The sequence below is a fragment of the Marinobacter sp. genome (assembly GCF_033722735.1).
Taxonomy (GTDB): Bacteria; Pseudomonadota; Gammaproteobacteria; order Pseudomonadales; family Oleiphilaceae; genus Marinobacter.
On record NZ_JAWVYN010000022.1, the window covers coordinates 25,050 to 38,714 of the forward strand.

The following is a 13,665-nucleotide window of genomic DNA, read 5'->3' on the forward strand; positions in this document are numbered from 1 at the left end:
CCTTACCTGAACGTCGCCAGCAGGGTGTCAAACAGACTCTGGGCCACGCTCATCACCTGGGCCGAGGCGTTGTACGCCGCCTGGAACTGGATCAATCGACCGGCCTCTTCGTCCAGGTTGACGCCGGACACTGACTCCCGCTGGTTGGTGGACTGCTCCAACAAGGTCTGACTCGAATCGAGATCAAGCTGGCTTTGCCGGGTTTGAACCCCGACGTTTTCCACCAGTCCGGCATACCCCTCAGTGAAGCTCTGGGTGCCGCCGTCCATGGTATTCGCGGTGGCCAGCATGGCCATTTTCTCGGCGTTGCGGTTGTCCGACACCCCATTGGTGTTGTAGTCAATGAAGAAGCTGTCTCCTGGTTGCGGTTCGCCGCTAATGGAGAACTGGAAGCCCCGGTAATTGGGGTCCTGCGGATCTTCGCTGAACAGGTCATTGGAAATGCCGGCCTGAAAAACATTCTGCGGCGGCACTGCCGAGGCATCCCCGGCCACCAGCACGTTGGTCGGATCGGTCGCATCCAGGATGTCGTACACCAGGGTCCCGCCGTCATCCCGGAACCGGATCTCCAACGGCGGGCTGAGCTGGCCCTGGGTCTGGAACTCCGGCAATATGCCATTGGACAACGGATTGCGGACGTTCAGCATCTCGCCCTGGTCGATCACCCCGGTGCCACTGTTACCGATGTCATTCTCGGCCCGAACCGGGCTGGCAAAGGCCAGGTCCTCTTCCCGCGCCACCTCCAGTTCCATGCTCTCCGCCGCCAGCCGGGTCGGCTGAATCAGATAGCTGTCACCGGCATTGAAGGTACCGCTCTCAATCTGGATGTTGAAGCCGGGCATGGAGATTTCCGCCGGCAACGGATCCGGCAGCCGGCCCTGATTGACGGTTTGACCTGTGGCCCGGTCGATCACCTCGAAGTCCCGACCATCACCGGTAAAGCGGAGGTTCCAGGTGCCCGCCTGAAGTTCGCCGCTGTCACTGATCTCCACCCCCAGCACGCCGTCCTTGGGTGGCTGGTTGTCGGCATTGGCGATGACCCGGCTACGCTTGGCGGCGTCGGAGTTGATGTCCGAGAAGAACAGCCCCCCCAGGTCGCCTTCCAGGTCCATGCCGATCTCATGCTGGTGATTGAGATTGTCCGCCAGCGCCACGGCCACCCGGCCCAGTTCGTCGAAGGCCCGGTGCAGGGCTTCCCGTTCGAAACGCCGCAACCCGCCCAGCTTGCCCCCGGTCACCTGATCATCAATCACCAGGGTACGACCGGCGGTGGTCAGGGTGAACTCCAGCGACGTGGGGTCCTCCGAGCTATCGCGGGTACCCAGCTTCGAGGCCTCGCCCCCGAGCACCAGCGCCTGACCGTCGGGTAACAGCACGTTGACCTGGCTGCCCTCACTCGGGACCACCCGAATGCTGAGCAGCTCCGACAGTTCCCGCAGTTTCTCATCGCGCTTGTCCAGCAGCTCATTGGGCATGTGCCCCTGGGCCAGCCCCGGGGATTCCGAGATGGCCAGATTCAGCTCGGCAATGCTGTTGATCAGGGTGTTTGCGTCCTTCACCCCCTGCTCCATCTGGGTCTTCACCGACTCCCGCTGCTGGATAAACTCCTCCTGCAACGCCTGGAACCGGTCCACCACCGCCTGGGCTTCGCTCAGCACCAGCTGGCGTTGAGGCAATGAGGCCGGGTCTTCGGAGGCGCTCTGCAGGCTGGCAAACAGGTTGTTCAGCACCTGGTTCAGGCCGGTGGATTCGCCACCCAGCAGATTGTCCAGCCGGCTCAACTCGGAGTTCAGCGCCTCCTGCTCGGAGAACAGCGAGGTATCGGATCGCACCTGCTCCACCAGGAACTCATTGGCCACCCGACGAACGTCCGAGATGTTGACGCCGGTGCCGATGGTGCCGGCACCGGTGCGCTGCCCGGGTTGGGTCTCGAAGAGCACTTCCTGGCGGCTGTAGCCCGCCGTGTTGGCGTTGGTGATGTTGTTACCGGTGGTGTTGAGGGCGGCTTGGTGCCCGAGCACACCGGTGAGGCCAATGTTGATCAGACCTGCCATAGCGTTTACTCCTCAGCCCCCATGGACAACCGCAGGCTGTCCACCGAGCTGGCAAACTGATCGCCGTTCATGATCCGGCGAATCTTGTTGGCGTAATTCGGGTCGGTGGCGTAGCCCGCCTCCTGCAGGCGCTGGGCGAACAGCTCCGGCTCATCCGCCGCCGCCAGTACCTCGCGGTAACGGGGGTTCGATTCCAGGAACGACACATAGTCCCGGAAACTGGCCTGGTAATCCGGATACGCCCGGAAGGCCGCCCGCTCATTCAGCTTCACCCCTTCCCGGTATTCCGAGGTGGTGATATCAACGGCCTCACCCGCCCAGCGCTGATCGGCCTTGATGCCGAACAGGTTGTGGCTGGGCTCACCGCCCTCACCTTCAATCATGTGCTTGCCCCAGCCGGTCTCCAGGGCCGCCTGGGCCACCATCAGCCGGGGGTCGATGCCGGTCCCGGCCGCTGCCTGCTCCGCGATGGGCAACAGCTGTTCCACAAACTGCTCGGGAGACTCGAAACGCGTCGGCAGCGACGTGGCGTCCACCGCGTCTTCGCCGGTCGAGGGCTGCGACTCAGTCGCCATTCGGCTCACCGCTTCCAGTCGTTGCGGCAGCTCCCGGGATAACACCGGCAGGCTGCGATCATAATCCGCCAGCGTCCGACGCTGGGAGCCGGAGGATTCGCCCCCCTCGGTCATGCCCGGAATCTGGCGGCTGAGCTGGCGCACCAGGGTGTCGGTCAGCCCCAGTCCCTGGTTCGACGACAGGGTCAGGCTGAGCTGGTTGTCGAACATGTCGCGATAGAACTGAGATTGCTGGCTGTTGAGGTAATTACCCTCGGCAAACACCTCGCCGGCCTTGCGCATGGACTTCAGCATCTCGGTCAGGAACAGCCCCTCGAACTGTTCCGCCACGTCCCGCAAGGCCGCCTGCTTGTCGGTACGCGCCTTGGCCTTGAGCGCGTTGAGGCCGCCAAACTCGGTGTAGATCTGTGTTTGCTGAAGCCGAGGGTCCTGCATCACATCACCTAGATCACAATCAGCTCGGCGCGCAAGGCGCCGGCCTGTTTGAGGGCTTCCAGCACCGCCATCACGTCGCCCGGGGCGGCACCCACCTGGTTGACGGCCTGAACGATGTCATTGAGGGTGACCGCCGGGCCGAACTGGAACATCCGCGCCGGGTCTTCGGTCACCGCAATCTGGGTATTCGGGGTGACCACGGTCTCGCCCTCCGAAAACGGCTCGGGCTGGCTTACTTCCGGGTTCTCCTCGATGGTCACCGTCAGGTTGCCGTGGGTGATCGCCGCCGGGCTGACCTTGACGTTCTGGCCCACCACGATGGTGCCGGTGCGGCTGTTGATGACCACCTTGGCGGCATCCTCCGCCGGGTTCACCTCCAGGTTCTCCAGGATCGACAGGAAACTGACCCGCTGGGAGGGGTCCCGCGGCGCCTTCACGGAAATGGACGTGGCGTCATGGGCGTAGGCCATGTCGGGGCCCAGCATGCCGTTGATGGCATCCACCACACGTCGGGCGGTGGTAAAATCTGGACGTAACAGGTTGAAGGTGATGGTATCGCCCCGGCTGAATGGCGAGACCACTTCCCGCTCGATGGTGGCACCGTTGGGAATCCGCCCCACGCTGGGCACGTTGACCGTAATTCGGGAACCGTCAGCCCCTGCCGCGCCAAAGCCGCCCACCACCAGGCTGCCCTGGGCCATGGCATACACCTGGCCATCCGCCCCCTTGAGCGGGGTCATCAGCAGGCTGCCGCCGCGCAGGCTGTCGGCATTGCCAATGGAGGACACAGTGATGTCCAGTTCCTGGCCCGGTTTGGCGAAGGGCGGCAAGGTGGCATGCACCATCACCGCGGCCACATTGGCCAGGTTGGGGTTGGTGCCCTCCGGGAGGGTGATGCCGAACTGGTTCATCATGTTACGGAAGGTCTGGTTGGTGAACGGCGCCTTGTCGCCACTGCCATCCAGACCCACCACCAGGCCGTAGCCCACCAGCTGGTTGTTACGCACACCCTTGATCCGCGCCAGGTCCTTGAGCCGGTCCGCCATGACCGGTGCCGCCACCAGGGCCATCAACACGACGATGAGAAACGAACGGCGCAGGGTCATAGGGGCCACCACTCGGAATTGAAGAAGCGGGCCAGCCACCCCATCTGGTTGGCCTGGTCAAAGTCACCGGTACCGCCATAGGCGATGCGGGCGTCGGCAATGCGGGTGGATGGCACCGTGTTGTCCGGGGAAATGTCCTGGGGCCGCACCAGGCCGGTCAGCCGGATGAACTCGTCGCCGTTGGTGAGCGAGAGCCATTTCTCCCCCCGGATCCGCAGTACGCCGTTGGGCAGCACTTCGGTCACGGTGACCGTGATGTTGCCGTCGAGGCTGTTGCTCTGGTCCGCCTCGGCCTGTCCCTCGAAGTCCCGCTCGTAGTTGGCGCTGGCGTTCAGGCCAATGTTGGCCTTACCGAACAGCACCGGCTCCGGGATGCTCAGTTCCTGGTCCTTGGTGATGCTGCTCTCGGCGGACTTGCTGGCCTGGGTGGATTCCTGCAGCGTCACGGTGAGGATATCGCCGATGTTCAGCGCCACCGTATCCCCGTAGAAATTGTAGTTACGGGAGGATTGGTAGATCGCGCCGGAATGGGGGTCCTGCCCCGCCATGGCCTGCGCCCTCACCGGCGCATAGGCGGGGTCATCGGGCATCGCCCGCGGTCGACTCACCGCGGTGCACCCCTGAAGCAGGACCAGGGCGGTCACCAGGGCCAGGGTCGCCCGGCTGCGTGCTTTGTCGATGGTCTCATTCATGCCGATACCCTCTATAACCGTCCGCAACCCCGGTTAACCGATGTTGTTGGTCACGAACTGCAGCATCTGGTCGGTGGTGGACACCACCTTGGAATTCATTTCATAGGCCCGCTGGGTCGTGATCATGTTGACCAGCTCTTCCACCACCTCCACGTTGGAGGCCTCGACCGAGCCCTGCTCGATGGTGCCCAGCCCGGCCAGTCCCGGCTCACCCTCGGTGGGATCGCCGCTGGCATTGGTTTCCCGGAACAGATTGTTGCCGATGGCCTGCAGCCCCTGCGGATTGATGAAATCCACCAGGGTGATCTCGCCCAGGTTCACCGGGCTGGCCTGGTTGTCCACCACGGCGCTGACGGTGCCGTCCTTGCCGATGGTGACGCTGGTGGCATTCTCCGGCACGGTGATGTTGGGCTCCAGGGGGTAGCCATCGGGATTGACCACCTCGCCGTCCGCATTGAGCTGGAACTGGCCGTCACGGGTATAGGCAATGTCCCCGTCCGGCAGCAGGACCTGGAAGAAGCCGCGGCCGTTTACCGCCATGTCCAGCGGCTGTTCGGTGATCTGCAGGTTGCCCTGGGAGAACTGCTTGGCGGTGCCCACCACCCGTACACCGGTGCCCAGCTGGAGGCCGGAGGGCAGCTCGGAATTCTGCCCGCTGAGGCCGCCGGGTTGCCGGTTGATCTGGTACAGCAGGTCCTGGAACACCGCCCGGTCCCGCTTGAAGCCCGTGGTGTTAACGTTGGCCAGGTTGTTGGAAATGGTGGACATGTTGGTGTCCTGAGCGCTCAACCCGGTCTTGCTCACCCAAAGTGCTGGATGCATGTTCTACTCCTTACCGGAGTGGCCTGGGGCGGCCAGAATTTGCCGCTTTTGCCACGCCGGTGACTGGTCATGGATCGTTATCAGAGGTTTTGCAACAGTCGTGCCGCCGCCTCGGAATTGTCATTGGCGGTACGCATGACCTTGACCTGCATCTCGAACTGACGGGACAGCTGCAGGTTGGCGATCATCTCCTCCACCGCGTTGACGTTGGAGCTTTCCAGAAACCCGGAGGCCACCCGCAAGGTGGCGTCGGGCGGTTCCACACCGTCCAGGGCCTGGTCGGCCTTACGGCGGATGTAGCCGTCTTCCCCTTTCTCCAGGACGTCCGCCGGCGGGTTCACCAGTTTCAGGCGATCCACCGCCACCAGTTGGTCCGGCGGCCCACCGACCGGAACTACGGAGATGGTGCCGTCGGCGCCCACCTGTACGTTCTCGAACGGGGGCAACGCGACCGGGCCACCATTACCAAGCACCAGGTCGCCGGCGCCGTTGCGCAGCAGGCCATTGGTATCGATCTGCAGGCTGCCGGAGCGGGTAAAGACCTCCTGGCCCTGGGCATTCTGCACCGCCAGCCAGCCGCTACCGTCCACCGCCACATCCAGCTTGCGCCCGGTTTCCATCAACGCGCCAGCGGACAGGTCCGTTCCGGGCCTTTCGGTCATGGCGTAGGCCCGGGTCGGGTGGTGTTCGCCGAACACCGGCATACTGCGGGCCTGGGCGAAATCCCGTTTGAATCCGGTGGTATTGGCGTTCGCCAGGTTATTGGCGTGCGCCCGCTGCGCCAGCATGTTCTGCTTGGCACCGGACATACCAATGTAGAGGGACTTATCCATGGGAAAACTCCTGCCGGATTTTTGACTGTTTAAAGTCTTAATGCAGGAGTCGTGCCACCTGGAACAGGCGCTGGGGAATGAGGGCTGAACGCGAATCGGCCGGGGCGGCGGATAGCGCCCCGGGCCGGTTAGTCAGGTTATCTCAGGTTGATGATGGTCTGGGTGATGGCGTCCGAGGTTTCGATGGTCTTGGAATTCGCCTGGAAGTTTCGCTGGGCAATGATCAGGTTGACCAGTTCCTCTGACAGATCAACATTGGACTCTTCCACCGAACTGGCCTTGATCGAGCCCAGGGTACCGGTCCCAGGCTGGCCGACGATGGGCTGGCCAGACTCGAAGGTCTCAACCCAGGTGGTCTCCCCCACCGGGCTCAAACCGTCGGTGTTGTTGAACGACGCCAGAGCCACCTGCCCCAAGGCCGTGGATTGGCCATTGGTGTACCGGGCAAACAGCACCCCTTCGTCCGACACATCCAGCCCCGAGAGGCGCCCGGTGGTGAAGCCGTTCTGGCGCTGATCGTTCACCCCGAAGGCACTGCCAAACTGGGTGGTCTCCGACAGGTCGATCAGGAAGGCCGAACTGGTGGGCGGCTCCGGAATGGGCGTGGAGGTCACGGTTCCCGGCGCAGGCGGACCGTCCGCGCCGTTGGGCTGGCCATTCGAATCCTTCGGGGTCCAGTCCGTCACCAGGATCTGGCCACTGACGTCCCCGTCGATGGACTGCAGGGTTCCGTCCTCATCAAACTGGGCCTGGATGGGGGTCTGATCGGTGCCGGACACAAACTCTCCGTCAACTTGCAGGTAGATCGACCACTGACTGACACCCACCCCGCTCCCCGGAGCCGGGTCCTTGACGAAGAACTGGGTCAGCACATGGGGGTTGCCCAGACTGTCGTAGATGGTGGTGGACGTCGCGTGGTTGTAGGTACGCTGATCCTGGGGGTTGAACTCGTTGGTGACCTGCACCGTTCGGTTGTCCCACGCGGTTTCGAAGGTACCGGTGTCCGAGCTCAGATCGGTAACCTCCCGGGTGGTCTGTGTGCGAACCGTGCCCAGCTGGGTTTGTGGCGGTGGGGAGGTGGTTGCGTTAGAAAAGGTTGTGGTCAGGGTCTGACCCCGATTATCCACCAGCCGCAACTCCCCGGCCACCACACTCGCGGTGACGGTATTGGCGCTGGAATTATTAATGGCATCCGCCAGGGAATCCAGATCGCTGACGCCGGTGGTGTCAATCGGCACCTGAACGCCTTCCACGTCCAGTTCGAAGGTGAAGCCTCCCACCCCAATGAAGGCGTCATCCAACCCTGCCACGGTCATATCGGTGGTGGCCGAGGCACTGACTCCGTCTTCCTGGGCGAGAAGGTCCGCAACCTCGGCTGCAGACGAGCCGGCGGGAATCGACACCGTGCTCTGGGTGCCGTCGCTGTAGGTCAGGGTTATGGTTTCGGCCGGAAATGACGTGCTGCCCGCCCCAAGTTCCGCTTCGCCCACTTCCGCCAGCACGGAAATCCGCTGTTCCAGCACTTCTTCCCGGGAGTCCAGGTTGAGGTCGGTTTCCAGAAGGGTGGTGCGGCGAGGCGCCAGGTTGGCGGTATCAATCTGCAGGTCGTCTCGAATCCCGGACAGGTTGCCGTCGTCGTCGGCGAGGAAGCCCTGCACCCGCATGTTCTGGTTGTTAACGACGAAACCGTCCTTGTCCACGCCAAACTGGCCGGCGCGGGAGTAGCGAATCTCGCCGCCGTTATTCAGCACGAAGAAGCCATCGCCATTGATCGCCAGATCCAGCCCGTTGTCGGTAAAACTGATGTTGCCCTGACCGAAGTTCTGCTTCACATCCTGCACCCGCACCCCATCGCCGATGGGGTTGGTGCCGGCACTGAGGAAACCGCTGGCGTAAAGGTCGCCAAACTGCGCCTTACTGCTCTTGAAGCCGACGGTGCTGGCGTTGGCGATGTTATTGCCGGTGACGTCCAGATCAACAGACGCCGCCCGCAAGCCGCTGAGTCCTGTATTGAAAGCCATGCTACACCTCGTTGTTAATTGATCTGGTACACGTCAGACAGGGCAATGGAGCCCATGCTGGCCAGGTTCAGGGTAATTTGCCCCGCACCGCCGAGGGACACGCTGTCCACATTGGCACTGATCAACGTGCCCAGCTGCTCGGTGCCGCCGGAGTAGCTGCCCTCGGCCACCACCTCGTACTTGCCGGGCGGCAACTGTTCGCCGTCAGCATTGGTGCCGTCCCAACTGAAGGCGTGATACCCCGGCTGGGCACTGCCCAGCTCGATCTGGTGCACCAGCTCGCCGGCGCTGTTCTTGATGGAGACGCGAAGGTCTGACGTGGACGCCTGAACCGCCACGTTCCCGCTCAATTCCCCCCCGGCTTCCAGCTGTCCCGCCGTGCCCGGCACCAACACCGAGCGTCCCACCATGGCGGAGGCCTGCAGCGCCTGGGCCGAGCGGAACTCGCCCACCATGTTGTCGACCGAACCGGACACCTTCTGCATTTCCTCCAGCGAGCTGAACTGGGCCAGCTGGGCGATGAACTCACCGTTGGCCTGGGGCTCCAGGGGGTTCTGGTTCTTGAGCTGGGCCAGCATGAGTTCCATGAACTCGGTCTTGCCCAATTCGCCCTTGCCGGACGACTGGGATTGCGACTGCAACTGGTACCGGCTCAGGACATCGCTGGTAACCGTGCCGTTAACTGTACTCATTGGCGGATTCCCCGATTACTGCTGACCAAGGGTCAGAATGCGCTGCATCATGGATTTGGCGGTGTTCATCACGTCCACGTTCATCTGAAAGCTGCGGGATGACGACATCATGTCGGCCATCTCTTCCACCACGTTGACATTGGGGTAGTAGACATAACCGTCCTCGTTGGCAGCGGGGTGATCAGGCTCGTAGCGCATCTGAAGCTCCGCCTGACTCTCCACCACCCCTTCCACGCGCACGCCTGCTCCAGGCCCCTCCTGCAGAAAGCCGGCCGCACCGGCCTGCCCCGGATTCAGCAACTGTTGCTGGATGGCGGCAAACACCGGCTTGCGGGCCCGATAGGTGGTCTCCACGCTGGAGCTGGCGGTTTCGGCGTTGGCGATGTTGGACGCCGTGGTATTGAGCCTGAGTGACTGGGCGGTCATGCCGGAGCCGGCGATATCAAAGATGTTTCCAAGGGACATGGCGAATCTCCTGTGTGTGCTTGCCGCCGTAGTGAATTACCGTTCGGGCCTTACTCGCCCTTGATTGCCTTGGTCAGACCGGAGAATTTGCTGCTGAGGAACTGGAAACTGGCCTGGTAGTCCATGGCATTGCGCATGAACCGGCTCTGTTCCTCCTGGCTGTCCACCGTGTTGCCGTCAATGGAGGGCTGGTGAGGGGTGCGATACAGCAACTCCGGCGAGCCGGAGGCGCCACTGGTGTCCAGGTGCCGGTCGTTGGTGCGACTCATCGGTAGGCCGCTCACCTGCCCCTTGGCCTGTTCCATCATCGCCTGAAAATCCAGGTCACGGGCCTTGAACCCCGGCGTGTCGGCGTTGGCCAGATTGTTGGCCAACACCTCCGCCCGTTGGACCCGGGCCTGCAGTGCGTGCTCATGAATCCCCAGTGCCTTGTCGAATGAAATCGCCATACTGCCTCCAATTCGTTGCACCGCGTTGGCGTCGGCCGTCGCAGCGGTGTTTACAGAGACAAAGCAAGGAGGGTGCCAGCTTTACAGCCTTGGCCCGGGACAAGGGTTCGGGCCGGGATGACAATGGATTGCGAGGTGAGTGATTGGAACGCTCGGCGGCAAGACCCGGTGAAAGCGGCAAGGTTTTTCCCCTGACGGGGGCGGCAGGGGATCAAGCGGCAAGGTTACGACTGCGCCGGCCACCGGCTGACCAGCTCGGCCACCGCCGGTCGCGGCACTGCCGGCTTTTCGCTGGCCACGGTGCCGACATAAACAAAGCCGGCGATGGACTCGTGCTCAGCCAGCCCCAGGCCAGCCTTCACCTGGGCGTTGTAGGCCAACATGCCGGTGCGCCACATGCCGCCAAATCCAGCGTCCCTGAGGGCAAGCAACAGATAGCCCATACCCACTGCGGTGGACATGGCCTGTTCGATCTCCGGCACCTTTGGGTGTGACTTCGGCGAAGTGATGCCCACAATGATCATCGGAGCCCGCAGGGGCATCCGCCCCAGCTTGTCCTTTTCCTCCGGGGTCGCACCGGTCTGGGCAAACAGCTCACCCAGGGCCTTCAACCCCTCCCCCTCAATGACTAGGTAGCGCCAGGGACGGAGAATGGCGTGATCCGGTGCCCGGAAGGCACACTCCAGCAACTTCTCAAGTTGCTCCCCGCTGGGTGCCGGTGCGGTTAACCGCGGCTCGGAGCTGCGGCTGAGAATGGCCTCGATTACATCTGTCATAGCGAATCCCGATGGGTGACAGTGGAAGACGAACTGCGCAAAACTGCCAGAATTGTCGAGAACACGCAATGCTGTTAGTCTTTAGTCGTAGAATGGTCTACCTGAAATCGGCCAACCATCTGGTAGAACAATCCAATCGTTTGGAAGAATAATAATGAGCAGCGATCGCACTTTCAGCTCTTTTGCCGAGTTTTATCCGTTTTACCTGGAAGAGCACAGCGACCCCACCTGCCGCCGCCTGCATTACCTGGGCAGCGCACTGGTTTTGGTGGTGGCTGCCTACGCCCTGCTTTCCGGCAAGCTTGCCCTGCTCTGGCTGCTACCAGTCATCGGCTATGGCTTTGCCTGGGTTGGCCACTTCAAGTTCGAGAAGAATCGCCCCGCGACGTTCAAGTACCCGCTATACAGTCTGATGGGCGATTGGGTCATGTTGAAAGACATGCTGGTTGGCCGAATCCGGTTCTAAGATGATGAATGCTCCCCTGAATGCCGGCAAGACACTGGTGCTTGACTCCCACAACAAGCCCGTGGCTGTGCCGCCCATGCCCGATTACAACGGCCGCGTACTGGCCTATGCCGGCACCGCGGGCATTCTGGCCAGCGGAATGTACGAGGGCATCTTCCCGTCCTGGCTGTACTGGCTGGTGGCGGGCTGCCTGATCTGGCCGCACACCGCTTTTTACCTAAGCCGTCGAACCTTCCTGAAACGGTCCAGCCGCATCCGGCACAAGATGTTGCTGCTCGACTGCCTGATGGGCGGCGGTTTGATTGGCGCGCTGGGGCTGATCGCCATCCCCTCCGCCGCCGTCGTGCTGATGTTGATGTTCAGTTGCCTGATTGTCGGCGGCATCCGCCAGTGGCTGTTCGGCATGGTAGCGATGACCAGCGCCATGATTGTCGCGGCGGGCATCCATGGCCCGGCTCCATCGTTCCAGGCCCCGCTATTGACCAGCATGGTCTCGATCTTTGCCACCGGCCTGTATATCTGCGTGACCGCCTACTATGCCCACCAGCAGGCCCGTTCGCTGATGATGGCGAAGACCCAGATCCAGAACCAGCGCGAGCAATCCATCGCCCTCTCCCACAAGCTCTCCAAGTACCTGTCGCCCCAGGTGTGGCAATCCATCTTCACCGGCGAGCGGGACGTACGGCTGGAAACCCAGCGCAAGAAACTGGCGATTTTCTTCTCCGACATCAAGGGCTTCACCGACCTGTCCGAAGAGATGGAGCCGGAGGCGCTGACCGAGTTGCTGAACCACTACTTCAACGAAATGTCCGAAGTCGCCCTCAAATACGGCGGCACCATCGACAAGTTCGTCGGCGATTCGATCATGGTGTTCTTTGGCGATCCCACCAGCCGGGGCCAGCGCGAAGACGCCTTTGCCTGTGTCTCCATGGCCATCGAGATGCGCAAACACATGAAGATCATGCGCCAGAAATGGCGTAGCCAGGGCATCAAGACCCCACTGGAGATCCGCATGGGCATCAGCACCGGCTACACCACGGTGGGGAATTTCGGCGCCGAGAACCGCATGGACTACACCATCATCGGCAAGGAAGTGAATCTGGCCAGCCGCCTTGAATCGTTGGCCGACCCCGGCGAGATCCTGGTCTCCTACGAGACGTTCTCGCTGATCAAGGACAAGATCATGTGCCGGGACAAGGGCGAGATCACCGTGAAAGGCTTCGGCCGTCCAGTGCCTATCTACGAGGTGGTGGATTTCCGGCGGGACATCGGCCCCAACCGCAGTTTCCTGGAACACGAGCGCAGCGGTTTTGCCATGTACCTGGATTCGGACAAGATCACCGAGAAGGAACGCGAAAGCATCCTGGCCGCACTGGAAGACGCTGCCGACCGCCTGCGCCAGGAAGAGATGTAAGCTATTGCCGCACCAGTCTCAGTGACGGCGCCGAGCCCGGCTCCGTGCTGCGCCAGGGGTTGATATCCAGCCCGCCCCGCCGGGTGTAGCGGGCACACACCGTGAGCGATTCCGGCTGGCAACGCTGCATGAGGTCGACAAACACCGTCTCCACGCAGTGCTCGTGAAAATCCTGCTTCTGGCGAAAACCCACAATGTAGGCCAGCAGCCCCCCCCGGTCGATGGCCGGCCCGGTGTATTCCACGGTCAGGGTGGCCCAGTCCGGCTGCCCGGTCACCGGGCAGTTGCTCTTGAGCAGGTGAGAGCACAGCCTTTCGGTCACGATGCCCCCTCCCGCCGATAACCGGGTCGGATCGTACTCGTAGGCCACACCGGTCACCGGCTCGTCGTCGATCAGCTCGAAGCCCGCCGGCCGGCCATGGGCGGCTCCAGGCTCGTCCACGCTGTGCAGGCGCATCTGCACCGCGGCGCCACAGGCACTGGACAGGTCCTTCTCAACCACCTCCTGCAACTGCCCGGGGGTCGAAAACACGGTCTGGTTCAGGGAGTTGAGGTAGAGCTTCCAGGATTTGGACTCGATCAGCGCCTTCGAGGCCGCCGGTACACGGAACTCCGCCCAGGCTACCGCGGGTACACCCGAAGGTCTCAGCCAGGAGACTTCCCAGGCCTGCCAAAGATCCTCGCCATACCAGGGCCAGCGGCCGTCGGCCAGCCCCAGCCGACGGCGGTTGTCGTCCCGGGGAACCGGAAACAGCAGCTCCGGGCTGTACTGGTCCGGGTAATCACTGCTCTTGCCCAGGGGTGCGTCGTGTAACGCCATGGTCATTCCTCAAGTAATGTGTCGTTGCGCTCGGGGCGCACCGCA

14 protein-coding genes are annotated in these 13,665 nt (G+C 62.5%); 2 read left to right on the forward strand and 12 right to left on the reverse strand.

The features are described 5' to 3' along the window. Nucleotides 1–2 precede the first annotated feature (2 nt). From flgK to R3175_RS14790, 11 genes are all read right to left on the reverse strand, one after another. Nucleotides 3–2,054, reverse strand: a complete 2,052-nt coding sequence (gene flgK / locus R3175_RS14740; RefSeq protein WP_318945082.1) for a flagellar hook-associated protein FlgK — start codon at nucleotides 2,052–2,054, stop codon at nucleotides 3–5. Between the two features lie 5 nt (nucleotides 2,055–2,059). Then, nucleotides 2,060–3,064: a flagellar assembly peptidoglycan hydrolase FlgJ gene (gene flgJ, locus R3175_RS14745; RefSeq protein WP_318945083.1), complete on the reverse strand. Its 1,005-nt coding sequence runs from the start codon at nucleotides 3,062–3,064 to the stop codon at nucleotides 2,060–2,062. 8 nt (nucleotides 3,065–3,072) lie between these two features. Further along, on the reverse strand, nucleotides 3,073–4,170 hold the full coding sequence (locus R3175_RS14750; RefSeq protein WP_318945084.1) for a flagellar basal body P-ring protein FlgI: 1,098 nt from the start codon (nucleotides 4,168–4,170) through the stop codon (nucleotides 3,073–3,075). Further along, on the reverse strand, nucleotides 4,167–4,862 hold the full coding sequence (gene flgH / locus R3175_RS14755) for a flagellar basal body L-ring protein FlgH (protein WP_318945085.1): 696 nt from the start codon (nucleotides 4,860–4,862) through the stop codon (nucleotides 4,167–4,169). Before flgH ends, R3175_RS14750 begins: the two co-directional genes overlap by 4 nt. A 33-nt stretch (nucleotides 4,863–4,895) precedes the next feature. Continuing rightward, the gene (gene flgG, locus R3175_RS14760; protein WP_318945086.1) at nucleotides 4,896–5,684 is read right to left on the reverse strand and encodes a flagellar basal-body rod protein FlgG; all 789 of its coding nucleotides are present in this window, start codon (nucleotides 5,682–5,684) and stop codon (nucleotides 4,896–4,898) included. An 80-nt stretch (nucleotides 5,685–5,764) separates the two neighbouring features. Then, nucleotides 5,765–6,517, reverse strand: coding sequence for a flagellar basal body rod protein FlgF (locus tag R3175_RS14765; RefSeq protein WP_318945087.1), 753 nt, complete (start codon nucleotides 6,515–6,517; stop codon nucleotides 5,765–5,767). 137 nt (nucleotides 6,518–6,654) lie between these two features. After that, on the reverse strand, nucleotides 6,655–8,538 hold the full coding sequence (locus R3175_RS14770; RefSeq protein ID WP_318945088.1) for a flagellar hook protein FlgE: 1,884 nt from the start codon (nucleotides 8,536–8,538) through the stop codon (nucleotides 6,655–6,657). Between the two features lie 14 nt (nucleotides 8,539–8,552). Then, complete coding sequence (locus tag R3175_RS14775; protein ID WP_318945089.1) at nucleotides 8,553–9,230, reverse strand: flagellar hook assembly protein FlgD; 678 nt, start codon at nucleotides 9,228–9,230, stop codon at nucleotides 8,553–8,555. Between the two features lie 15 nt (nucleotides 9,231–9,245). Then, a complete protein-coding gene (gene flgC, locus R3175_RS14780; RefSeq protein WP_318945090.1) occupies nucleotides 9,246–9,695 on the reverse strand; it encodes a flagellar basal body rod protein FlgC in 450 nt (149 codons plus the stop codon). Between the two features lie 50 nt (nucleotides 9,696–9,745). Further along, entirely contained in the window at nucleotides 9,746–10,144 is a 399-nt protein-coding gene (flgB, locus tag R3175_RS14785) for a flagellar basal body rod protein FlgB (RefSeq protein ID WP_318945091.1), read from the reverse strand. A 224-nt stretch (nucleotides 10,145–10,368) separates the two neighbouring features. Further along, complete coding sequence (locus R3175_RS14790) at nucleotides 10,369–10,920, reverse strand: nitroreductase (RefSeq protein WP_318945092.1); 552 nt, start codon at nucleotides 10,918–10,920, stop codon at nucleotides 10,369–10,371. A 154-nt stretch (nucleotides 10,921–11,074) separates the two neighbouring features. On the opposite strand from R3175_RS14790, the gene R3175_RS14795 reads away from it, so the two are divergent. After that, nucleotides 11,075–11,386, forward strand: coding sequence for a DUF962 domain-containing protein (locus tag R3175_RS14795; protein ID WP_318945093.1), 312 nt, complete (start codon nucleotides 11,075–11,077; stop codon nucleotides 11,384–11,386). 1 nt (nucleotide 11,387) lies between these two features. Further along, complete coding sequence (locus tag R3175_RS14800; RefSeq protein WP_318945094.1) at nucleotides 11,388–12,800, forward strand: adenylate/guanylate cyclase domain-containing protein; 1,413 nt, start codon at nucleotides 11,388–11,390, stop codon at nucleotides 12,798–12,800. A 1-nt stretch (nucleotide 12,801) separates the two neighbouring features. Here R3175_RS14800 and queF read toward each other — a convergent pair whose 3' ends face one another. Beyond that, nucleotides 12,802–13,620, reverse strand: coding sequence for an NADPH-dependent 7-cyano-7-deazaguanine reductase QueF (gene queF, locus R3175_RS14805; RefSeq protein ID WP_318945095.1), 819 nt, complete (start codon nucleotides 13,618–13,620; stop codon nucleotides 12,802–12,804). Between the last annotated feature and the right edge of the window lie 45 nt (nucleotides 13,621–13,665).